Here is a 19,128-nt window from a genome sequence, read left to right on the forward strand (position 1 = left end):
AAGGTGCGTGACTGGCATCATACAATGATGATCGCTCCACGTTCCTACAAAAACGCGTCAAACGCCGTGGGGATGCAATTCCAGCGCAACAAGGCCGCCTGAACTCAGCCCGTGACTTCATCGCATTGGTCCGTCAGGCGGCCCAATTTCCTCAAGCAGCCAGTCCCGAAACGCCTTCACCTTACGCTGGCGGATCGCTTCCGGCGGGTAGACCAGATAGAAGCTTGAGACCGCCTTCAGCGCGTGGTCGAAGGGCCGCACCAGCCGGCCGGCGGCCGGGCGTCGCTTGCGTGGCTTCGCGGGCCAATGGCGTTCCCGGCGGAACGCTAATATACATGACACTCGAACGAGCAGCACCTCCGCCTCGTCGAGGATGCCATGCGAAGGGTCATCGTCACAGCCATGTGTCTTGCCGCCGCCACAGGCGCCAATGCCCATGACTGGTACCAAAACAAGGTCGATCCGGTAACGAACTTCAAGTGTTGCGGCGGGACGGATTGCCGCCCCATACCGGAGTCTTCGGTGCAGTCCAGGGTCGACGGCGGCTACGTCTATCTGCCCGATGGTTTCAACATCCCGCCAGACCGCGTGCAGGAATCGCCAGACGGCCGGTACCATATCTGCGAGAACCACTACGTCATAACCAACCAGCCCTATCTGCGCTGCTTTTTCGCACCGCGGCTCAAGGTCTCCCGGCTGCTCCCACGCTAGCCAAGCCTTGGGCGCCTGCAAGCACAGACTGTTATCGGCTCGGATGTCAGACGGGCAAGCCATTCTGCTTGCGCAGGCTCTTGTCGAAAGCAGATTCGGGAACGAAACGGCGCAGGAAGCCGATCTGGCGAGCGATCTTCCCCGCTTGGTAGCGCCTCCTTGGAACGGAGGCGGTCGCTGCTTGCAAGACCGCTCTGGCTACGACCTCGGGAGCATCGCCTTGCTCGATCGCTTTACGCAGGACCGCATCCATGCCGGCACGTGCAGCGTCGTAAACATCCAGCAACCGATCGGGCCTGGAGAGATTTTCTTCAAAGGACGTGCGCGTGTAAGCGGGCTCGACCAGCACCACGCGAATTCCGAACGAGCGCAGTTCATGGTCCAGCGATTCGGAATAGCCTTCGATGGCGTGTTTGGTCGACGAATAGAGGGCGGAATAGGGAGCCGGAATTAGGCCCAGCACGGAACTCAGATTCACGATTCTGCCGTTCCGTTGACGCCGCATTGCCGGCAGCACCGCATTGGTCATCCGGATGACACCGAAGACGTTCACATCGAACAGCGCCTGAGCCTGTGCCGTCGAAGATTCCTCCGCGCCACCGAGCAGGCCGATGCCGGCATTGTTGACGAGCAGGTCTATGCGCCCGGTCTCGGCCAGCACGTCGTCTACCAGCTTCGATACGGACGCGTCGTCGGTCACGTCGCAGGTCAGCATGGTAACGCCATCGAATTTTTCGGGAACCGCGCGACGGCTGGTTCCGAACACGCGAAAACCTGCGTTCCGCAGCGTATTGGCCGTTGCGCGCCCGATGCCGGAGGACGCCCCCGTGACGAGGGCGACGCCGGGAATGGTGTTATCCATGGAGGTCACTTTCTCTGGGTCGGATCTGGAGTTGGGCGAAGCAGGGAGGTCGAAGCGGAGCGTCGATCATGAGCCCGCCCCAGCGCTTGCGCCGTGTTCGTCCCAACGCCGGAACAACGCACTGGCATTCACTCCACCAAAGCCGAAGCCGTTGCTGATCGCGTAGTCCATTTTCATTGGCCGAGCCTTGTTCGCGACGAAGTCTATTCCGTCACCTGCCGGATCGGGGGTGCTCAAATTGAGTGTCGGCGGCGCCACCTGATCCCTGAGCGCCAGGATCGTGAAGATCGCGCCGAGCCCGCCGGCGGCCCCGAGCAGGTGCCCGGTCGCCGACTTCGTTCCGCTGACCGCTATCGAGAAATCTGTTCCGAAGACGCTTTTGATCGCTTCGATTTCTCCCAGGTCGCCCACCGGCGTGGAGGTCGCGTGCGCGTTGAGATGGCGAATCTCATGCGGTGAAATCCCGGCCTGGGCGATCGCGATCTCCATGGCGCGGCGCGCGCCGTCGCCGTCCTCGGGACCGGATGTGACGTGATGGGCATCCGCCGTCGTGCCGTAGCCGATGACCTCGGCGAGCGGTTTGGCACCGCGCGCAAGCGCATGGCTCAATTCCTCGATGACCAGGATGCCGGCGCCTTCGCCCATGACGAAACCATCCCGCGCCATGTCGAAAGGACGAGAGGCTTGGTCGGGGCGGTGATTGAACGAGGTTGAAAGCGAGCGCGCCGCGGCAAAGCCGCCGAGACTGACGACATTCATGCATGCTTCGGTGCCGCCGCACACGGCGATATCGGCTTCATTGGCGCGGATGATACGAGCCGCGTCGCCGATCGCCTGGATGCCGGCGGCGCATGCCGTCACCGGTGCGCCGATGTGGCCCTTGAAGCCGTAGCGGATCGAGATGTGGCCCGCCGCGAGGTTCACCAGGAAGGACGGCACCGTGAACGGCGAAAGACGCCGCACGCCGCGCTGGTCGACCGTTCGCACCGCCTCGGTTATGGCAGGGAAGCCGCCGACGCCCGAAGCGATGATTGTCGCGGTGCGGACCCGGTCATTTTCCGAAACCGGCTTCCACCGCGCCTGGGCGAGCGCCTCTTCCGCCGCCGCCAGCGCGAACAGAATGAAGCGGTCGATTCTGCGCTGGTCCTTCGGTGCCATGAAAGCATCCGGATCGAGACCGGCTTCGGGATCTTCTTCCAGCGAGGGAACCATTCCGCCGACCTTCGCCGGCAGAGTTTCCACCATTTCATCTGGAAGCCTGCGGATGCCCGAGCGGCCGGCCAGCAGGCGCGCCCACGATGTTTCGACATCCGCGGCCAGGGGCGTCACCGCGCCCATGCCCGTAATAACAATACGTCGCATCTATGCTCCTGTTGGCACGCGCTCGTGGTCCCATGCGGGCGATCTTGCGCTGCTTTCGATCCTGGTCACTGCCTAACGATCCGCGCCGCCGCAGCGCCGAAATGGCGGCGCCGGAGGCTTTCATCTGGCCACGGTTTCGCGAACTTGCTGGCCTGCCGCATTCAGGAAGGCTTGCGCGAGTTCAGGGTCGTTGACGACGCGCGATAAGAGCAGCGCGCCAACCATGGTCGAAAGAACCGCCATGGCCTTGTCATCGGCTTTTTGGCCAACCGTCCCGGCAATCATGTTTCCGACCATCTCGAGATACGCCCTCACGCCGGTCTCGAAGGCCGCCTTTATGTCAGTGCCCTGTCTGGCTGCGTCCGACCCGAGCGCGGCGACTGGACAGCCGTCCATCTTTTCATCGCGATGGCCCATGCTGAGATAGAACGCGATCACCGCGTCGAGTGGGTCTTGGGGGCTGGCTGCGATGGCTGCCGACCATCGGCCGGACGCGCTCTCCAGTGCACGCTCCGACGCTTGCGCCGCCAAATCCTCCTTGGATGCAAACTGCTTGTAGAAGGCGCCCTGGGTGAGTCCCGCGCCCTTCATCAAATCTTTCAGCCCGATGCCGTCAAAGCCATGTTCGCGGAAAAGGCGGCTTGCCACATTGATGACAGTCTGGCGATTTTCCTCAGCCTGAACGCGGCTTACGCGCATCGTCAGTCTCCTGATTTAGATTGCGTTCGTAATCTTTAATTGGTTTGGCGTTCGAGCGCAATCTATTTTCCGGGAGGCTGTCCTGCCGCCGACGCAGAGCCGTTTGGCAAGCTCAGCCCCGATGACGCAGCGCCTCGACGATCACCGCCATCGCCGGCGAGAGCTGACGCCGGCTTGGATAGTAAAGATGGTATCCGGCAAGCCGTCTGGCTTCCGGGTATAGGCGCGGCTCTCAGCAGCCTCGGCTACGGCGCGATCCTGTCGTTCGCGGCGCTGCTTTTTGCCGAACGCGGCTGGCACCCCGTCTGGCTCCCGTTCACGGCCTACGCGGCATCGCTGATCGCTGCGCGGCTGTGCTTCGGTCACCTGCCGGACAGGCTCGGTGGCGCCCGCGTCGCCGCGATCTTCGTGGCGGTCGAGGCGGCGGGCCTTTTGCTGATCTGGTTGGCGCCGGGGCCGGCGTTTGCCACGGTGGGAGCAGGCCTGTCCGGCCTCGGATATTCGCTGGTCTATCCCGGACTCGGAGTCGAGGCCGTGAGGCATCTTCCGCCAAGCAGCCGCGGCCTTGCCATGGGACTCTACACCGTCTTCCTCGACGTGGCGCTCGGCTTCGGCAGTCCGGCGCTCGGCCTGGTCGCCGCGACGGCTGGGCTGCAGTTCGTCTTCTTTGTCGTGGCGGCGGCGTCGCTTCCCGCTTTTGCCATCGCGCTCTTGCTTCGCCGCAAGTGAACGGGACGCGGCCCGCCGCCTACGGATAATGCTCCTTCTTCGGCGCGTAGATTGCCGGATCGAAATCCAGCCCCTTCGGCAGCTTCTGGCTTGAGCACTGCAGATGCATCTGGCGGGCCAGAAGCCGTCGCTGCTGCTGCTCATGTTCCTTGACCGCCGCCACCATCCCCATGCTGTAGGGCCCAAGCAGGACACCGAAGCCCCAACCGGGGTGCTCCTTCTCGCGCTGCGCATAATCTGATGCCGCGGCACGGGCCTGCTGGCATTCCGGCGTGGCCCATTTCGGATCCTGCTGCGAAAGCGAAGCGCCAAAGTCGGCCGGCGAGGACACGCATCCAGCCACTGCCGCGCTCAACGCGACGATCAGCGCAATTCTCATCGTTTGAGTCCCCGCGAATTTAGGGCAGACACTACACGGAACGCCTCTTCGCACAAGCGAGACGGTCTCTAAAACAGATGGAGGGACCGGCCGCCGCCGCCGTCCTTCGAGCTGCATTTCCCGAATCTTTTCAGCGCCTCGTTCCGTTTCCACCCGCGGTTTCGTCCTTGGGTTAGCCGCCACGAAAAAAGGAGAGCCGCAATGGCTGGAATGGTCGTTATCTACAAGCAGCCGGCTGACGCGGAAGCGTTCGACAAGCACTATTTCGGGACGCACATACCGCTGGCCAAGAAGATTCCGGGTCTCAGGAAATACGAGGTCAGCAAGGGGCCCATCACGGTGGTGGCCGGACCGTCCGACGTCTACCTGATCGGGACGCTGCATTTCGACGATCTCGACGCCATGAAGAAGGGTTTCGCGAGCCCGGAGGGAAAAGCCGCCGGGGCGGATCGCCGGCTTTACGCACCTGACGAGTCCGGCGTCCAGATGTTCCTTTTCGACAGCAGGGAAGTCTAATACATGTCGCCCAGAAGTGTACGCGGTTCTGGGGCAACGATATGCATAAAAACAAGGACTTAAAGCGCGTCGCCTGAATCCGTTTCAGCGCGACGCGCTTTAGAACCTGCGGCTGGGACAGGATGATCCGTCCGCTGGGAACCGCAGCCGGATCGACTGTCCTTTCGATTGATCAAACCATCAATCGTTTTCCGGCCCAACCGGCCCACGGGTGGCGCGTCGTCCCAGCGCCTTACTTCATGGATGCGGCCTGAGCCGGCCCGCCAACTATTTCCCCGATCGGCCATCGCCATTCAGTCGCAACCGGCGTAAGGTCCTTTATCGGTGGCTTCTGGAACGGGCGCCAGCGACCGAGGGCGGCCAAAGTGCCCTAGCCCCAATAAAGAAGGAGGACGCTATGTCTTCCGCTCACCTGACATCGGAGCAAAAAAAGGCCAGCGAGAAAATTCTCGCCGAGGTTCGCCCTGCTTTGATCGATGGCAGCCGCCGTCGAACGGCTGCCGCGCGCTTTCTTCTTGCACGCTTCGATGGCGAACCGGAAACGCATTTGCGCGCGATCCTGGGCGCGTACATGAAAGGCTTGGACTCGCACCAGGACGCCCTCGCTCAATGGAAAAGTGAAGACGGCGCCGTAGGAACCGCACCGCGAACGGAGGCGCGGCGCTGGATCGACAACGATACGAGTGGAATGCGACGGCGCGACCGCGAGACGGCAGCGCGTCACCGGTTGATCTAGGCGGCAATCCGTGGAGACCGACAGATCGCTTGAAGACGACGAGATAGGCGTCGTTTGCGCCGGCTGCAGCTATGAGACACGCAAAAGCATCGGTTGGCTGCGCGCGCACACGCAGGTGGAATGCGAGGGCTGCGGCGCCATTATCGATGTCGAAAGCAGAAACTTCCGGATGATCGCGGCCGGCCGGGGATATCGTTCCGGAGATTAGAGCAATTCCGTCGGCAGTTGCGCCGAAACGAATGTGGGACGGTTAGCTTCGACGAAGCTGAACCGCACCGGGTGTCTTTTCAATGGGAGAAGGTGCAGTCGGTTCAGGCCGATCCGGCGGCAGGACTAGCCCTTCGACGGGCGACAGGCAGGAGCTTTTTCTTCGGAGCGGGAAGCAGCCCTTCACGTTGGGCCTGCTTGCGGGCGAGCTTACGCGCCCTTCGGATAGCATCGTCCTTTTCCCGGTTGCGTCGTTCCGAGGGTTTCTCGTATGCTCGACGCCGCTTTAGTTCGCGCAGAAGTCCCTCGCGCTGCAGCTTCTTTTTCAGCACCCGCAGGGCCTGATCCACGTCATTGTTCCGCACGTCAACTCGCAATTCATCTCCTCAGCTGCCGGTAGCCTCAAAGCCACGGCTGTTGTCCGGGTCGCTTACCCGAGCCACATCACCGCCAAGACACACGAGAGGGGTCGATGGGGCATCGCCCCGTTCGATCACCCGGTCGCGCATGTCCGCAGGTTCGTTGTCACCGCATATCGGCGGCCGTTATGGTGTAGGTGGTCCGCCGGCCACCCGAGTAGAGCTTTCGTGCGCTGGTGTGGATGGAATGCCGCGCCGCGTCGAAGGCCACCAGGCATGCGGCCTCCGCCATTCCCGGCCCTTGGCGACCCCTTGGGGCCAATGCATCGGCTTCGATGAAGAATGGCACCGCGAACATGCCGTCATGACCGATGAAACGAACCGCATTGCGCGCTTCGTCGAAGCTTCGACTTGGGTTGGGAAATTCGAGCGGCATGATCACTCTCCATCAGCTTTCGGCGATCGGCCGGATGACGGCCCGGCAGCCAGCGTCTTCGTTGCGACGATTGAGGGACAACATGCGGCGCGTGGCATCCGAACGGCTCATGCCGGTCATGCAATGGCCTCGGACCACCGCCGGAACGCCGGTGAAGACATGATAGATGCTCCAGGTGCCATCCGGCTCGACCCGCCGGCCATATAGCTCATCCAAAAGGCCTTGCCCGAATGCTTCGCCCTCGGTTCCGCAAACGACAGCCGCCGGCAATTCAACGTCGGGGCCATCGTTGCGGCCATTCATGGCGGTGTCCTTCGTGGCGATTGTCGTTCGCGCCGGGTTGTCGTTCGTGCCCAGCCGGACTGGATAAAGCCTGCCTGCGCGGGTGTCGCCGATCGGCGAAATGTCGAGCATCGGCGAATAGGCTCGCGCAACGCAAATCGCCTTGTCGCGATAGGGGGAGTCGCGCATCTCGCGTGCGGCGATTGCTTGCGCATCATCCTGCGTGCGGGTGCTGTAGAACTCGATCACGATCTTCACCGCCTGTCGCTCGTCAGGTCTGGCTCCCGCCACGCGAGCCATTGGCTTTCGGCGCAAGCTTTACCTGGTTGCCGAACGGGCTGTCGGCCTTCAGCAGCGCCTTGGCTTGTTTCGGTTTTCGGATCTCGCGATTGCTACGCTTTTGTCCCTTGGCCATCGCCGAATGTCCTTTTGAGAAGAGCTGCGTCTTCGTCGTCCCGCGACACGCGCACGGGTTCGATGTTGTCCTCCGTCGCCATGCGCTCGTAGCGCTCGGTCTCGCTCCGGATGCGATACTGGAGCGAATCTCCCCGAGCCGGGAGCCGGCCGGTGATCTGATAGATCTCGCCGGACTGCGGAACCGTGTTGAAGCTGGCCTTTAGCCGAACGCTTTGCCCCAGTGCATAGCGGTGGATTGCGGGCTCGCGGCTGACATGACGGCTATTGAGCCTGCCAGAGCGTGTCGTGATCATGATTGTTTACTCCTGTTCCACAGCGACCTCGTGGAAGCCGGGTCGATCGGCACGGATCGATTAGCCTTGACACTTCCAATCGGGCGGCTCGCGATCAAGCCGGCGGCAGCGGCGCCTGCTGGCTGCTGAACGCCAACGAAATAACGCTCCAGCCTCCGTGGCGCGATTATCGTGTGCACGTCCTTCCGAAAGCCGGCAGGGTGCTGAATTGTCAGGGTATCAGCCCCGGAACGACATACCTGCTGCCAGTACATCCGTGGTCAACAAGGATTTGTTCCGAGGTCGAGACAAGAAAACGCTCGCGCCGGAAAGGCGCAACACGTTTTAATCGAGAATTCGGTGTAAAATGGCGGGGTCTCTGACACCGCTCGAGCCAAATCGGCCAAATCAACGAAATCTACATCTAGGCCTGAATTGCGAGTTAAACAAGGCTTCTGCCAGTTTTATTTTTGGTCACTCGCGGAATTTCTTGCCGTTGGCCAGTCGATAAGGAAGGCAACATTCGAGATGCAAGTGCCAGGGCCGCCCATTGCGGACACCGGCCTGGCCCCACCTGGCGGGCATCGCCTTCGCGCTCTCAAAACCTGCGGCTCAAGTAAGGCGACCCTGCAAGCCCGAACCGCCACTCGAACTCCACCGCCTTGGCAAGGCCGATCCGGCGCCCGCTGACGATCGCGGCCGGATCGACCCGCGATGGGGCAAGCTCGAAGGGCGGCGCGGTCAGTGCCAGCCAATTGTGCGAGCCGTCGATGCCCAGCGCCTGGCAGAGCTTGCCGGGACCCGAGCAGAGCAGCCGGTCATCATCGGTGCCGCGCCGGCCGCGCATCTCGGCGATGCCGGATTGCGGTTGGATCGCCCGGATCAGCACCGCGCTGCCCGGCAGGCACACCGCATTCAGGCACCAATGCAGGCCGTAGGAGCGGTACACATAGGCGGTGCCGGGCGCGCCATACATCGGCGCGTTGCGCGGGGTGCGGCCACGATAGGCATGCGAGGCGGGGTCGTCGGGCCGGTACGCCTCGGTCTCGACGATGATGCCGCCGACACCGGCGAGCGCCAGCGTGGCGCCGATCAGGTCGCTTGCCACCGCGAGCGCGTCGCGCGCGAAGAAATCGTGCGGTGGACCGGAGCCGTCGTCAGGTGGCATTACGGTGACCTTCGTCGGGCGGGCCATGGTCATATTCTGCCTATCCCGCTGCTTGTTACTCACAGCCGCATTGCGGCGCGGCTATGGTGCCCGAAGCCAACAGTGGATGAGCAGGATCTACAAACGCTGCTGCGCGTGCGACAAGGTCCGCCACGAGGTCTCCGCCAGCAATCACCCAGAGCGCTAGCTGAGGCAGTCTCGCAATTCAGCACACGATGATGGCCAGATAGTTCGGCGAAGCGAGGCCGAGCATGATTGCATCACGTGTGATAATCGGGACCTTTCTCACGCGCGCCGTCGCTATCAAATAGCAATCGCCAGGGTCCTTATGGCCGGTATCGGTTATGACCGACGCTGCCTCGCAGGCGATACGCTGTTTGATGGGGACGATCTTTGCTCCTGTGGCCGTCACCGCCGAGAACCACTTGGAGGGCGTTCCAGCACCGAGATTGGGCGGATCCTTGTGCGCTGGCTTGCGAGAGGCGATCGTCAATTCCCACGCGGTGATAGGCGATACGTAAAGCGTTCCGGCCGCTTGGCCCTCTGCGATCGCGATGAGAGCCTCTTCCGAAAGCGTATCGGCTGCTGTGACCAGCCAGTAAAGCGCGTGCGTGTCGAGAAGCGCTCCCGGCAAGAATTAGTTCTTGGTGGCCGGCTTACGCGTCTTGTCTGAGCTGCCTTTGAATGCCTGCTCAGCAATCGGCTTCGTAAGGTCCAAGCCTTTTTTCAGGGGCAATTGCGATGACTTCATCGAGTCAGCGCCACGCACCTCGACGAACCGACCGCTGCGCGAATCGCGTACCGCCCACTTGCCAGTTGGTTCCTGTTTGATCTGTGCCTTTGTCATAGACTCAATATAACGACAAATCGCTGTTGGTGCGAGCGTTTCGATGCGCACCGGCTCTTCTGAATGAGGTGTTGGGCGTTCGATCAGCCCAGCAGATTGCGCGCCGCGCGCATGAAGATCCGCGATCCGATCGGGATCAGGTCGTCGGGAAAATCATAATCGGGGTTGTGCAGCGACGGGGTGCGCTCGCCGGCGCCGAGGAAGAACATCGCCGATTTGGCGCTGTGGCCGAAAATGCCGAAATCCTCCGAGGCGCGCATCGGCAGCGTTTCCTCGCTGCGCGAAACACCTTCCTCGTCGAGCGCGCGGTTGAGATGCTCGACCGCGTCCGGCGCGTTGACGCTGGCGACGAAAATCTCGTGATAGTCGAAGCGCACCGAAAGACCGTGCGCGGCGGCGATCTTTCCGGCAAGCGCCTCCGCGGCCGCGACCTGCTCGGCCATGCGCTCGTCGCGCCTTGTGCGCAGCGTCGCCCACACCTCCGCATAGCCCGGCGCGATGCCGAACACGGCTTCACCCATCCTGGCATGGGTGACGGTCACCATGCCGAAATCCTCATCAGTGAAGGTGCCGCGCCCGAGCGTGGGCAAGGCCGGCATCAGCTCGCTCACCGCCGGCATCGGCGAGGTGCCGGTTTCGGGCATCGAGGAATGCGCGGTCTTGCCTTCGAGCATGATGCGCATGCCGCGCGAGGCGCAGTTGACGGTGCCGGCCTTGAGCCGCGCCTCGCCGAACGGCACGCCCGGCAGATTGTGCAGCGAGAACGCGAAATCCGGTGCGATCTCGGAAAAGCGCGGATCGGCGACGACGCCGGCCGCGCCATTGCCGGTCTCCTCGGCCGGCTGGAAAATCAAAACGACGCGGCCGCGCGCCGGCCTGTCGCGCCCGAACTGGCGGCCGAGCGCGGCCAGGATCGCGGTGTGCCCGTCATGGCCGCACATATGCGACTTGCCCGGCATCTCAGAGGAATGCTCGACGCCCGAAAGCTCCTCGATCGGCAGCGCGTCGAGCTCGGAGCGGAACAGCACCGTCGGCCCGGCCCGGCCGCTGTCATAGACCGCCGCCACGCCATGGCCGCCCAAGCCGGTCAGCACCTTGTCCGGTCCCGTATCGGCGAGGAAGGCGACGACTTCCTTCGCCGTTTTCTCTTCCTCGTTCGAGATCTCCGGCTGCCGGTGCAGCTTGCGCCGCCATTCGGTGAGTTCGATGAGGTCGCGGTTGGTCAGGGTCATGATTGGGGCTCCGCTTGGCTTTGCCGGTCGCACAAACACGATAGGGTTTTTCTCGCGGCGTGCCATGCCGATCAATTCCGATGGGCCATCGGCGCATCCTTCATGGTCGAGACTTCGAGCAAGGAAGCCGGCCTCGTTCGCCAGATACTGGGCGGGCGAACCGAATGAGTTTTATCGCGCGACCCTTAACCTGCGGCAAATCTCGGCTGATCGGGCGAAAGCCGACGCCGTAATACATGTTCCGGGCGGCCGGGTCCGCCCGCGCGCCACGGCATGCGACCAGCATGCGTCTGGCGCAAGCGGCTTTTGCCAACTGCATGCCGTGCAGTTGCAAGGCCGTGCCCAATCCGCGCCGGCGGAAATCGCGATGCGTGCCGACGGGCTCGAATTCGGCGGTTTGCGTCGCCTCGTCCAGCCAGACGATCGCGGTCGCGGCAAGCGTGCCGTCGCGCGCGGCGACCAGCACATGCAGATCCGCCCGGTACGGCCAGGTCCGCCGCACGCGCTCGAACGCCGCCTCGCTGAAGCGCGACGCATGCCAGGCGTCGCGATGCGCCCTGACCGCATCCTCCACCGGGACGTTTCCGGCGGTGACAAACCGAAACCCCTCGGGCAGCACCGGATCGGGCACATCGGTCAACTCCCTTGTGTTGAACTGCACCCAGGAGCCGTCATCCGAGCCGGCTTCCGCATCGAAGGCGTAGCCGTGCGCGGCGACGGTTCGGTGTGCCTCGACGTCGGCGGATTGCACCGTCAGCAGCCGGTCGACGTTCCCGGCCACCTCGTCGTACCAGTCGAGGATGTCGCCGAGCAGCGCCGCGCGCTCCGGATGTGTCTGCCAGATCAGATTGGCCGTCCCGACATCGGGCATGGTGCCGTCGCCGCGCGGGATCCGGTGAGGCAGGTGAACCCATCCCCACGCTGCCAGCCGTCCATCCACGAACCACAGCCGGTGCCGCCAGAACCGGCCGAGCGCGTCAAAATCCTTGGCCCAGACCCAGGCCAGCTCGCCGACGGTCGCGTCGCCGTTAAGCAGCTCCGACCGCAGCGCGGTCACCTCCTGGGCGAGGCCCTGCATCAGCCTGAGCTCGGTCGGGCCAAGAGTTTCCATGCTCATTTGCCTGTTTCAAGTTGGCGTCGACGTCGATCCCGATCGAGTTCCGCGTTGGGCGTCGCCGAAGCTATGTGGACTTCACGCGCTGAGGCAATCCTTAGCCAGGGAGATCGCCAAAGGTTCACCAACCATGCCTGACCAGCTCTTCATCAATACTTCACCATAGGGACAACCGTCACGGAACCTTCCTGATTGCTGCGGACTTCTGGGGGGTTCACCGTGAATTCCAATGAAGAGGTCCCGGCATGAAAGTCACCGCAGCAGGCATCGACCGCATTAAGATCGGCAATGCGGACGCGAGCGGCCAAGGCGCGCATTTCGTCGTTTGGCTTTATCTTCAGGTCGACGAAGGCGGCACGCAGACCGGTCAGGAGCTGGTGGTGTCGGTGCCCTACGACGCGCAGATGACGTTCGACGATCTCGCTACCCAGGCTTTCGAGAAGGCGCACGCCATGCTTCGCGCCTGCTGCGAGATAGATGAAGCCATGTGGTGGAAGCAGTTCAATCGCAGCCTGGCGCCGCTGCCCGAATGGACGCCCGGCGCCCAGTAGTCGGGAGCCAGGCACTGAGGCTGGCGGAATTGCCCGAACACTGACCAATGCAGATCGCGGGGTTCGACTTCGCATCATCTGCTTCCGGTGCATGACGACCCTCCAGTTGCCGTCTGCGTGAGACAGCAGCTCACTTCCGCGTCGAGCCGGCCTCCCGCCGCCCGCGAGGCGCACCTCGCAGCGCTGCCCCTGACCGAGAAATGCACCGTAAACCGCTGAAATCCTTAACACGATTTTCATTCCACTGGCCTAACCAGTAGGGCCATGACAAGGCATGACGAGCGGCTGGTTGCAGGTCCCTCTTCCGGGGGACAAAGCGAAGCCGTGGAAGCCGGTATCCTGCGCGATCAGCTCGCAGACCTCAGCAAGGGCGTCTTCATCTCGATGCCCGTCGGCACGGTGCTATCGGCCCTGATCCTGGCCGTGCAGCTCTTGTCGGGCGGCGGCCTTGCCGCGGTGCTGTGGTTTGCCGTGGTCGCCGTGATAAATGGCGCGCGCGTGGTGCTGGCCGCGGCCAGGTCGGACGTCACCGGCGACAGGCCGGAGGCGGCCGGCGGCCGGCTTTCCCTTTATGGCCTGCTGGCGCTGGCATCGGGCGTCGCCTGGTCTTTCCTGGCGCTGCTGAGCGACGGATACACCACGGCCCAGGCGCCGCTCTATCTGATCGTGCTTGCCGGCGCCTCGGCCGGTTCGGTCACCTACTGCACCTCCTACGCGCCGGCTTCGATCAACTTCATCACGCTGCCGCTTCTTATCGCCGCCGGCTGCGTGCTGGCCAAAGGCGGCGTCGAGAATTATGTGCTCGCCTTCACGATCCTGCTCTTCCTCGGCGGCATGATCAGAGGCGCGCTTCTGGGACAATCCCGCTTCCGCGAGACGAGCCGCCTCAAATACGAGGCGCGCGAGTTCGCCGCCGAGATGGAGCGCAACTCCAGGCGCGACCCGCTGACGAATTTGCTCAACCGGTACGGGCTGGAGCAGGCGATCGCCAAGCTCGGGCTTTCCGACGGCCCGTTCGTGGCCATGCTGATCGACCTCGACGGCTTCAAATCCGTCAACGACACCTACGGCCACAACATCGGCGACGACCTGCTGGTCAAGGTGGCGCGCAGGATAGAGGAGCATGCCCCGGAAGGCGCAACGATCGCGCGCATCGGCGGCGACGAATTCGTGCTGCTTTTCCCTGTAGTCAAATCCCTGCAGCCGGCGAGCGAGCTTGCATCCGCCATCATCGCGGCCATCGCCAATCCTGATCCGGAGCTGAACTCGGTGCGCGTCGGCGCGTCGATCGGCATTTATCAGTCGGACAAGCCGCGACTGACGGAGATGCTGCTCAAGGCGGATTTCGCGCTCTACGCGGCCAAGCGCGGCGGCAGGAACGAATATTGCCTGTTCGACGCCGAACTCGACAGCGCGCTGGAGCGCAAGAACTGCATCGAGCGCGACCTGCGCGGCGCGATCGAAGCCGGCACGCTCTGCTCCTGGTTCCAGCCTTTGGTGCGGCTCGACACCAGCGCGGTCGTCGGCTTCGAGGCGCTGCTGCGCTGGCGCCATGATATCCATGGCGCCATCTCGCCGCCCGAGATCGTCACCGCCGCGCGCGAAACCGGCCTGCTTTCGTTTTTGTCCGAGACGGTGTTCCTCAATTGCTGCGCCATGGTCGGCGAGCTGGTGAGACAGGGCCGCCCGGATGTCCGGGTGGCGATGAACCTTTCGCCGCGCGAGCTCGAGGCCGGCAATGTCGACGACATGATCCTCGACGGGCTGAAAGCGAAAAATGTGCCCGCGGCGATGCTCGAGATCGAGATCACCGAGGAGGCGCCGGTCGACCGCGACAGGGTCGACGAAAAGGTCGGGCGCCTGGCGGATGCCGGCATATCGATCGTTCTGGACGATTTCGGCACCGGCTTTTCGACCCTGGTTTCGCTGAAGGACAGCCGCATCCGCAAGATCAAGATCGACAAGAATTTCGTCCGCGACCTGGCGAAATCCTTGGAGGATCAGGCCGTCGTCGAGGCGGTCATCGGCCTCGGCCGCACGCTGGGCATCGAGGTGATGGCCGAGGGCGTCGAGACCGACGCCGACCGCATGATCCTGCGCTCGCTGGGCTGCATGATCGCGCAAGGCTATCTGTTTTCCGCGGCGCTGCCGATGCGCGACGCGCTGGCCTTCGACGCGACCGGCGCCGCCGAAGCCCGTTTCGAGCCGCGGCGCAATCCCCGCAGCGGCAACGCCGCCTGATCGGCGGCCTGCGCCGGCATTCATCGTGATCCGGCCGGCAATTCACGCCAAAAGGGCAGGGCAGCCGCGAAGCGCGGCCCGCATGAAACCTTTTGATTTTTGGGCCGTTGTCGCGCGATGCCCCCGGCCAAGCACAAACCGAAGCCCGCCGACAGCGCCACGCAGCGCGGTGCAAGCAAGCCGCGCCCGGTGAAGTCGAGCCAAAAGAAGCCGCGCCAGTTGAAACCGCGTGGCGCCCTCAAGCCGCGCCCGGACAAGGCGCCGGAAGACAAGCGGCCAGACAGCAAGCGGCCAGACGGCAAGCTGCCAGATGGCAAGCTGCAAGAAGACGGAGCGCGGCGAGAGAAAGCGCGGCCCGCGGCCGAGGAGAAGCCGCGCGAGGAGAAGGCGCCGACCGTCGAAGCCGAGTCCGAAGTCGTCGGCGAGGCCGCGCCGCCGCCGCCGGAGGCGATCGAGCCCGGGCCGAAGCTGACGCCGGAGGAGACCGAGCGGGCGCGCAAGAAATACCTGCTGCGGCGCTTCTGGATCAGCGGGCGCGGCTACTGGGGCCTGCGTGGCGACAGGCTCGCCTGGCCGCTGACGATCGGGCTTTTGTTGCTGATCTGCGTCAATGTCGGTTTTCAATACGGCATCAACCGCTGGAACCGCGCGATCTTCGACGCCATCGAGCAGCGCGACGCCCACACCGTCTATGTCTTGAGCGCCATCTTCCTACCGCTGGTCGCCGGCAGCATCAGCCTGGTCGTCACCCAGGTCTACCTGCGCATGACCATGCAGCGCCGCTGGCGCTCCTGGCTGACCACGGCGGTCATCCAGCGCTGGCTGGCCAGCGGCCGCTACTACCAGCTCAACCTCGTCAAGGGCGACCATGCCAACCCCGAGGCCCGCCTGACGGAGGATCTGCGCATTGCGACCGAGTCGCCCGTCGATTTCGTCGCCGGCGTCCTCAACGCCTTCCTGTCGGCCTCCACCTTCATCGTCGTGCTGTGGACCATCGGCGGCGCGCTGAGTTTTACGCTGGGCGGCTCCACCATCACCGTGCCCGGCTTCCTCGTCGTCACCGCCGTCATCTATGCGGCGATAACCTCCACCTCGATGTTCGCCATCGGCCGCCGCTTCGTCCAGCTTTCCGAGGAGAAGAACCAGGCCGAAGCCGAGTTCCGCTATGTGCTGACGCGCGTGCGCGAAAACGGCGAGAGCATTGCGCTGCTCGGCGGCGAGGAGGAGGAGAATGCCGGCATCGACCGCACCTTCGCCGGCGTGCTCGGCCGCTGGGCGCGGCTCACCGGCCAGCACATGCGCACGGCGCTGGTCTCGCAAGGCTCCAGCCTGTTCGCGCCGGTAGTGCCGGTCCTGCTTTGCGCGCCGAAATTCCTCGACGGCTCGATGAGCCTCGGCCAGGTGATGCAGGCGGCCTCCGCCTTCGCCATCGTGCAGGGCGCGTTCGGCTGGCTGGTCGACAATTATCCGCGCCTTGCCGACTGGAACGCGTCCGCCCACCGCATCGCCTCGCTGATGATGTCGCTCGACGGGCTTGAGCGCGCCGAGACGAGCGACACGCTGGGCCGCATCCAGCATGGCGAGACCGATGACGGCGCGATGCTCTCCCTCGACGAGCTCTCGGTGACGCTCGACGACGGCACCGGCGTGGTCAAGGAAACCGAGGTGATGATCGAGCCCGGCGAGCGCGTGCTGGTCTCGGGCGAATCCGGCTCCGGCAAGTCGACGCTGGTGCGAGCGATTGCCGGGCTATGGCCATGGGGCAGCGGCAACGTCGATTTCCACCCGGGCAAGCGGTTGTTCATGCTGCCGCAGCGCCCCTACATCCCGTCCGGCACGCTGCGCCGCGCCACCGCCTATCCCGCCGCCGCCGACAACTGGAAGAAGGCCGAGATCACTGCCGCGCTGGACAAGGTCGGCCTCGGCTATCTGAAGGGCCGGCTGGAGGAGGTGGCGCCCTGGGACCAGACGCTGTCGGGCGGCGAAAAGCAGCGCCTCGCCTTCGCGCGGCTCTTGCTGCATGCGCCCGATATCGTCGTGCTCGACGAAGCCACCTCGGCGCTGGACGAGAAGAGCCAGGACAAGATGATGAAGACGGTGATCAAGGAGCTGCCGAAAGTCACCATCATCAGCGTCGCCCACCGCGCCGAGCTGGAGGCTTTTCATACGCGAAAAATCACGCTGGAACGGCGCGCGGGCGGGGCGAAGCTGGTCAGCGATGTGGAGCTGGTGCCGAGGCGGAAGCGGGGCTTGCTGCAGCGGGCGCTGTGGGGGAGTGGGCCGAACGGCGGCAAAGGGTAGGGTGGTGGGACATTCCTCGCCCTGAGGCAACCGCGGAGGGTGCTCGCCCGCTCCGTCTCGGCTTCGCCGCGCCACCTCTCCCCCATTTCATGCGGGCGAGGCGGCCGGAATGAAGCGTTGAGCCCGGGCGTTTTTGCCGCTTTAGTGGAAGCAGGCAAAAGGGGGAGCATGGGTGAAGGGGGTCGCGGTCTTAACCGAGGGACGAAGCGGTTCGAGCTGGCTGGGAAGCCTTACCAACGCGACAGGCATCATGGGCCGTTCGGGAGAATGGCTCAAACCGTTGCATCTGGGCCCCGAGCCGCGCGGCTACGAGGCGCTTGAGGAAGCGGTCATCCGCAAGGCCTCGACCGAAAACGGCCGCTTCGCCGTCAAGGTGTTTCCGCGTCATCTCGCCTGGTCGAAGGGCAAATGCGGCAAGGATTTCCTGTTGGAAATCCGCAGGAAGCACGATCTGGGCTTCATAACGCTTGAACGCCGCGATCGGCTCCGGCAGGCCATTTCCTTCTACCGCGCCAGCGTTTCGAATTCGTGGGCAAGCTGGATCAACGGCGCCGGGTCTCCTGTTCCCTACAGCTTTGCCGGCATCAGCCGGGCTTTCTTCCAGATCGAGCAGAGCTACGCGTTCTGGCGCGCCTATCTCGACCTTTCGGATTTGCCCTACCGGCATTTCGTCTACGAGGATCTGCTGGCGGACCCGCGGCCCTATCTCGAAGCCGTCGCCGAATTGCTCGATGTTCCGGCTCCGGCAAGCGTGCCGGTGACTGAATTCAAGGTTCAGCGTGATGACCTCACCGAGGATTGGCTAAGGCGCTTCCGTCGGGAAGCCGCGCAGATGGGGGCCATCGAGGCGATCGAGGAGGCGCCGGTGCCGCGCACGTTCGACAATTTCGCCCGCATCGCCCTGAAGCGGCCTCTGAGCCGAAGGCGGTTCTGACCGGCGCCGGCGCGCCGGCTGCAGACAAGGCGACGGCGCTTCGGCTAGAATTCCGCCGGGCACCATGATCATCGAAGGGGAGCATCGAGGTGAACGAAAAAGCCAGTTCAGCGCAGCCAAGGCGGCTCGCGGAGATCGCCAGCTATCACGCCCATGTCTACTATGATGGAGAGGCCGAGCGGCGGCACGCCGAATGGCTGCGCCAGCGCATAGCGGAACGTTTCCGCGTGCGGCTCGGCAACTGGCGCGACGAGCCGGTCGGCCCGCATGAGCAGGCCATGTATCAGGTCTCCTTCGCCACCGAAATTTTCGCCACGCTGGTTCCCTGGCTGATGCTCAACCATGGCGGCTTGAGCATCCTCATCCACCCCAACACCACCAACCCCAAGCGCGACCACCTGATCGATCCGATCTGGATCGGCCGCGCGCTCGGCGTGCATGGCGAGGTGCTTGGCGAGGAGGATGAGGCGGAAGACGCCCTGGAGGTGAATACCGAGCCGACGCTGGAGGCGTAGCTCCGGCGGGGGCTTGTATGAAACCTTTCCAATGCTCGCCGGTTTTATCCGAAGTCGAAGGTTTCTGTTTCATGGCGAGTCGAGATCGGGCACCAGCCACAAAACCGCGAAAGCCGCGAACTCGCCCCCTGAAGGGTGAGGATGCGGAGGTTAAACACGTGGTCGAAACGCAAGACGTGTCACCGAACCAGGCGCGGGAACTTGTGCGTCGCTACGGAAATGACTGGCGCAAGATCGACGACGCCGCCAAGTCCTACA

At 63.8% G+C, this 19,128-nt stretch carries 25 protein-coding genes; 10 read left to right on the forward strand and 15 right to left on the reverse strand.

The window, feature by feature from the left end; translation table 11 throughout:
• Positions 1–117: 117 nt before the first annotated feature.
• Positions 118–438 (reverse strand): type 2 periplasmic-binding domain-containing protein, encoded by a 321-nt coding sequence (locus tag ACWGS9_RS05000; protein ID WP_454504176.1) that lies wholly within the window; start codon positions 436–438, stop codon positions 118–120.
• Positions 439–522: 84 nt separating this feature from the next.
• Here ACWGS9_RS05000 and ACWGS9_RS05005 point away from each other — a divergent pair, with 84 nt between their 5' ends.
• On the forward strand, positions 523–711 hold the full coding sequence (locus tag ACWGS9_RS05005) for a hypothetical protein (RefSeq protein ID WP_320310106.1): 189 nt from the start codon (positions 523–525) through the stop codon (positions 709–711).
• A 46-nt stretch (positions 712–757) separates the two neighbouring features.
• Here the strand turns inward: ACWGS9_RS05005 and ACWGS9_RS05010 are convergent, their stop codons facing one another.
• From ACWGS9_RS05010 to ACWGS9_RS05020, 3 genes are all read right to left on the reverse strand, one after another.
• Positions 758–1,573 carry an oxidoreductase gene (locus tag ACWGS9_RS05010; protein WP_454504177.1) on the reverse strand — a complete coding sequence of 272 codons (816 nt, stop codon included), beginning with the start codon at positions 1,571–1,573 and terminating at the stop codon, positions 758–760.
• 66 nt (positions 1,574–1,639) lie between these two features.
• A complete protein-coding gene (gene fabF, locus ACWGS9_RS05015) occupies positions 1,640–2,935 on the reverse strand; it encodes a beta-ketoacyl-ACP synthase II (protein WP_454504178.1) in 1,296 nt (431 codons plus the stop codon).
• Positions 2,936–3,055: 120 nt separating this feature from the next.
• Positions 3,056–3,634: a TetR/AcrR family transcriptional regulator gene (locus ACWGS9_RS05020; RefSeq protein WP_454504179.1), complete on the reverse strand. Its 579-nt coding sequence runs from the start codon at positions 3,632–3,634 to the stop codon at positions 3,056–3,058.
• 174 nt (positions 3,635–3,808) lie between these two features.
• On the opposite strand from ACWGS9_RS05020, the gene ACWGS9_RS05025 reads away from it, so the two are divergent.
• Positions 3,809–4,363 carry an MFS transporter gene (locus ACWGS9_RS05025; RefSeq protein ID WP_454504180.1) on the forward strand — a complete coding sequence of 185 codons (555 nt, stop codon included), beginning with the start codon at positions 3,809–3,811 and terminating at the stop codon, positions 4,361–4,363.
• 19 nt (positions 4,364–4,382) lie between these two features.
• Here ACWGS9_RS05025 and ACWGS9_RS05030 read toward each other — a convergent pair whose 3' ends face one another.
• On the reverse strand, positions 4,383–4,742 hold the full coding sequence (locus tag ACWGS9_RS05030; RefSeq protein WP_454504181.1) for a protein kinase family protein: 360 nt from the start codon (positions 4,740–4,742) through the stop codon (positions 4,383–4,385).
• A gap of 201 nt (positions 4,743–4,943) precedes the next feature.
• Here ACWGS9_RS05030 and ACWGS9_RS05035 point away from each other — a divergent pair, with 201 nt between their 5' ends.
• From ACWGS9_RS05035 to ACWGS9_RS05045, 3 genes are all read left to right on the forward strand, one after another.
• Entirely contained in the window at positions 4,944–5,258 is a 315-nt protein-coding gene (locus ACWGS9_RS05035; protein ID WP_454504182.1) for an EthD family reductase, read from the forward strand.
• Positions 5,259–5,655: 397 nt separating this feature from the next.
• Positions 5,656–5,994, forward strand: a complete 339-nt coding sequence (locus tag ACWGS9_RS05040) for a hypothetical protein (protein ID WP_454504183.1) — start codon at positions 5,656–5,658, stop codon at positions 5,992–5,994.
• Positions 5,995–6,004: 10 nt separating this feature from the next.
• Complete coding sequence (locus ACWGS9_RS05045; RefSeq protein ID WP_454504184.1) at positions 6,005–6,202, forward strand: hypothetical protein; 198 nt, start codon at positions 6,005–6,007, stop codon at positions 6,200–6,202.
• 103 nt (positions 6,203–6,305) lie between these two features.
• Here the strand turns inward: ACWGS9_RS05045 and rpsU are convergent, their stop codons facing one another.
• The 10 genes from rpsU to ACWGS9_RS05095 form a co-directional block, all read right to left on the reverse strand.
• Positions 6,306–6,578 (reverse strand): 30S ribosomal protein S21, encoded by a 273-nt coding sequence (gene rpsU / locus ACWGS9_RS05050; RefSeq protein ID WP_454504185.1) that lies wholly within the window; start codon positions 6,576–6,578, stop codon positions 6,306–6,308.
• Between the two features lie 148 nt (positions 6,579–6,726).
• A complete protein-coding gene (locus ACWGS9_RS05055; protein ID WP_454504186.1) occupies positions 6,727–6,996 on the reverse strand; it encodes a DUF1488 family protein in 270 nt (89 codons plus the stop codon).
• 12 nt (positions 6,997–7,008) lie between these two features.
• Positions 7,009–7,536 (reverse strand): hypothetical protein, encoded by a 528-nt coding sequence (locus ACWGS9_RS05060; RefSeq protein WP_454504187.1) that lies wholly within the window; start codon positions 7,534–7,536, stop codon positions 7,009–7,011.
• 13 nt (positions 7,537–7,549) lie between these two features.
• Positions 7,550–7,693: a hypothetical protein gene (locus ACWGS9_RS05065; RefSeq protein WP_454504188.1), complete on the reverse strand. Its 144-nt coding sequence runs from the start codon at positions 7,691–7,693 to the stop codon at positions 7,550–7,552.
• On the reverse strand, positions 7,671–7,988 hold the full coding sequence (locus ACWGS9_RS05070; RefSeq protein WP_454504189.1) for a hypothetical protein: 318 nt from the start codon (positions 7,986–7,988) through the stop codon (positions 7,671–7,673). Before ACWGS9_RS05070 ends, ACWGS9_RS05065 begins: the two co-directional genes overlap by 23 nt.
• 577 nt (positions 7,989–8,565) lie before the next feature.
• The gene (locus ACWGS9_RS05075) at positions 8,566–9,135 is read right to left on the reverse strand and encodes a DNA-3-methyladenine glycosylase (protein ID WP_454504293.1); all 570 of its coding nucleotides are present in this window, start codon (positions 9,133–9,135) and stop codon (positions 8,566–8,568) included.
• Positions 9,136–9,340: 205 nt separating this feature from the next.
• The gene (locus ACWGS9_RS05080) at positions 9,341–9,769 is read right to left on the reverse strand and encodes a type II toxin-antitoxin system VapC family toxin (RefSeq protein WP_454504190.1); all 429 of its coding nucleotides are present in this window, start codon (positions 9,767–9,769) and stop codon (positions 9,341–9,343) included.
• Between the two features lie 3 nt (positions 9,770–9,772).
• Complete coding sequence (locus ACWGS9_RS05085) at positions 9,773–10,033, reverse strand: hypothetical protein (RefSeq protein WP_454504191.1); 261 nt, start codon at positions 10,031–10,033, stop codon at positions 9,773–9,775.
• A 32-nt stretch (positions 10,034–10,065) separates the two neighbouring features.
• Positions 10,066–11,214 (reverse strand): amidohydrolase, encoded by a 1,149-nt coding sequence (locus ACWGS9_RS05090; RefSeq protein WP_454504192.1) that lies wholly within the window; start codon positions 11,212–11,214, stop codon positions 10,066–10,068.
• A 100-nt stretch (positions 11,215–11,314) separates the two neighbouring features.
• Positions 11,315–12,292: a GNAT family N-acetyltransferase gene (locus ACWGS9_RS05095; protein WP_454504193.1), complete on the reverse strand. Its 978-nt coding sequence runs from the start codon at positions 12,290–12,292 to the stop codon at positions 11,315–11,317.
• A 281-nt stretch (positions 12,293–12,573) separates the two neighbouring features.
• Between ACWGS9_RS05095 and ACWGS9_RS05100 the strand changes: the two genes are divergently transcribed.
• The 5 genes from ACWGS9_RS05100 (at position 12,574) to ACWGS9_RS05120 (ending at position 18,870) form a co-directional block, all read left to right on the forward strand.
• Positions 12,574–12,879 carry a hypothetical protein gene (locus tag ACWGS9_RS05100; RefSeq protein ID WP_140610691.1) on the forward strand — a complete coding sequence of 102 codons (306 nt, stop codon included), beginning with the start codon at positions 12,574–12,576 and terminating at the stop codon, positions 12,877–12,879.
• A 264-nt stretch (positions 12,880–13,143) separates the two neighbouring features.
• Positions 13,144–15,120, forward strand: a complete 1,977-nt coding sequence (locus ACWGS9_RS05105) for a putative bifunctional diguanylate cyclase/phosphodiesterase (RefSeq protein ID WP_454504194.1) — start codon at positions 13,144–13,146, stop codon at positions 15,118–15,120.
• 117 nt (positions 15,121–15,237) lie between these two features.
• Positions 15,238–17,421: an ABC transporter ATP-binding protein/permease gene (locus ACWGS9_RS05110; RefSeq protein ID WP_454504195.1), complete on the forward strand. Its 2,184-nt coding sequence runs from the start codon at positions 15,238–15,240 to the stop codon at positions 17,419–17,421.
• A 172-nt stretch (positions 17,422–17,593) separates the two neighbouring features.
• Complete coding sequence (locus ACWGS9_RS05115; RefSeq protein ID WP_454504196.1) at positions 17,594–18,355, forward strand: Stf0 family sulfotransferase; 762 nt, start codon at positions 17,594–17,596, stop codon at positions 18,353–18,355.
• 89 nt (positions 18,356–18,444) lie between these two features.
• Entirely contained in the window at positions 18,445–18,870 is a 426-nt protein-coding gene (locus ACWGS9_RS05120) for a DOPA 4,5-dioxygenase family protein (protein ID WP_454504197.1), read from the forward strand.
• Positions 18,871–19,128: the final 258 nt, after the last annotated feature.

It is taken from the genome of Mesorhizobium sp. Arg314 (assembly GCF_053714275.1).

Coding starts and splice junctions, on each gene's coding strand:
- ACWGS9_RS05000 (WP_454504176.1), bottom strand. CDS start 438: ATGGGCATTGGCGCCTGTGGCGGCGGCAAGACACATGGCTGTGACGAT.
- ACWGS9_RS05010 (WP_454504177.1), bottom strand. CDS start 1,573: ATGGATAACACCATTCCCGGCGTCGCCCTCGTCACGGGGGCGTCCTCC.
- fabF (WP_454504178.1), bottom strand. CDS start 2,935: ATGCGACGTATTGTTATTACGGGCATGGGCGCGGTGACGCCCCTGGCC.
- ACWGS9_RS05020 (WP_454504179.1), bottom strand. CDS start 3,634: ATGCGCGTAAGCCGCGTTCAGGCTGAGGAAAATCGCCAGACTGTCATC.
- ACWGS9_RS05030 (WP_454504181.1), bottom strand. CDS start 4,742: ATGAGAATTGCGCTGATCGTCGCGTTGAGCGCGGCAGTGGCTGGATGC.
- ACWGS9_RS05035 (WP_454504182.1), top strand. CDS start 4,944: ATGGCTGGAATGGTCGTTATCTACAAGCAGCCGGCTGACGCGGAAGCG.
- ACWGS9_RS05040 (WP_454504183.1), top strand. CDS start 5,656: ATGTCTTCCGCTCACCTGACATCGGAGCAAAAAAAGGCCAGCGAGAAA.
- ACWGS9_RS05055 (WP_454504186.1), bottom strand. CDS start 6,996: ATGCCGCTCGAATTTCCCAACCCAAGTCGAAGCTTCGACGAAGCGCGC.
- ACWGS9_RS05065 (WP_454504188.1), bottom strand. CDS start 7,693: ATGGCCAAGGGACAAAAGCGTAGCAATCGCGAGATCCGAAAACCGAAA.
- ACWGS9_RS05070 (WP_454504189.1), bottom strand. CDS start 7,988: ATGATCACGACACGCTCTGGCAGGCTCAATAGCCGTCATGTCAGCCGC.
- ACWGS9_RS05075 (WP_454504293.1), bottom strand. CDS start 9,135: ATGCCACCTGACGACGGCTCCGGTCCACCGCACGATTTCTTCGCGCGC.
- ACWGS9_RS05090 (WP_454504192.1), bottom strand. CDS start 11,214: ATGACCCTGACCAACCGCGACCTCATCGAACTCACCGAATGGCGGCGC.
- ACWGS9_RS05095 (WP_454504193.1), bottom strand. CDS start 12,292: ATGCAGGGCCTCGCCCAGGAGGTGACCGCGCTGCGGTCGGAGCTGCTT.
- ACWGS9_RS05100 (WP_140610691.1), top strand. CDS start 12,574: ATGAAAGTCACCGCAGCAGGCATCGACCGCATTAAGATCGGCAATGCG.
- ACWGS9_RS05105 (WP_454504194.1), top strand. CDS start 13,144: ATGACAAGGCATGACGAGCGGCTGGTTGCAGGTCCCTCTTCCGGGGGA.
- ACWGS9_RS05110 (WP_454504195.1), top strand. CDS start 15,238: ATGCCCCCGGCCAAGCACAAACCGAAGCCCGCCGACAGCGCCACGCAG.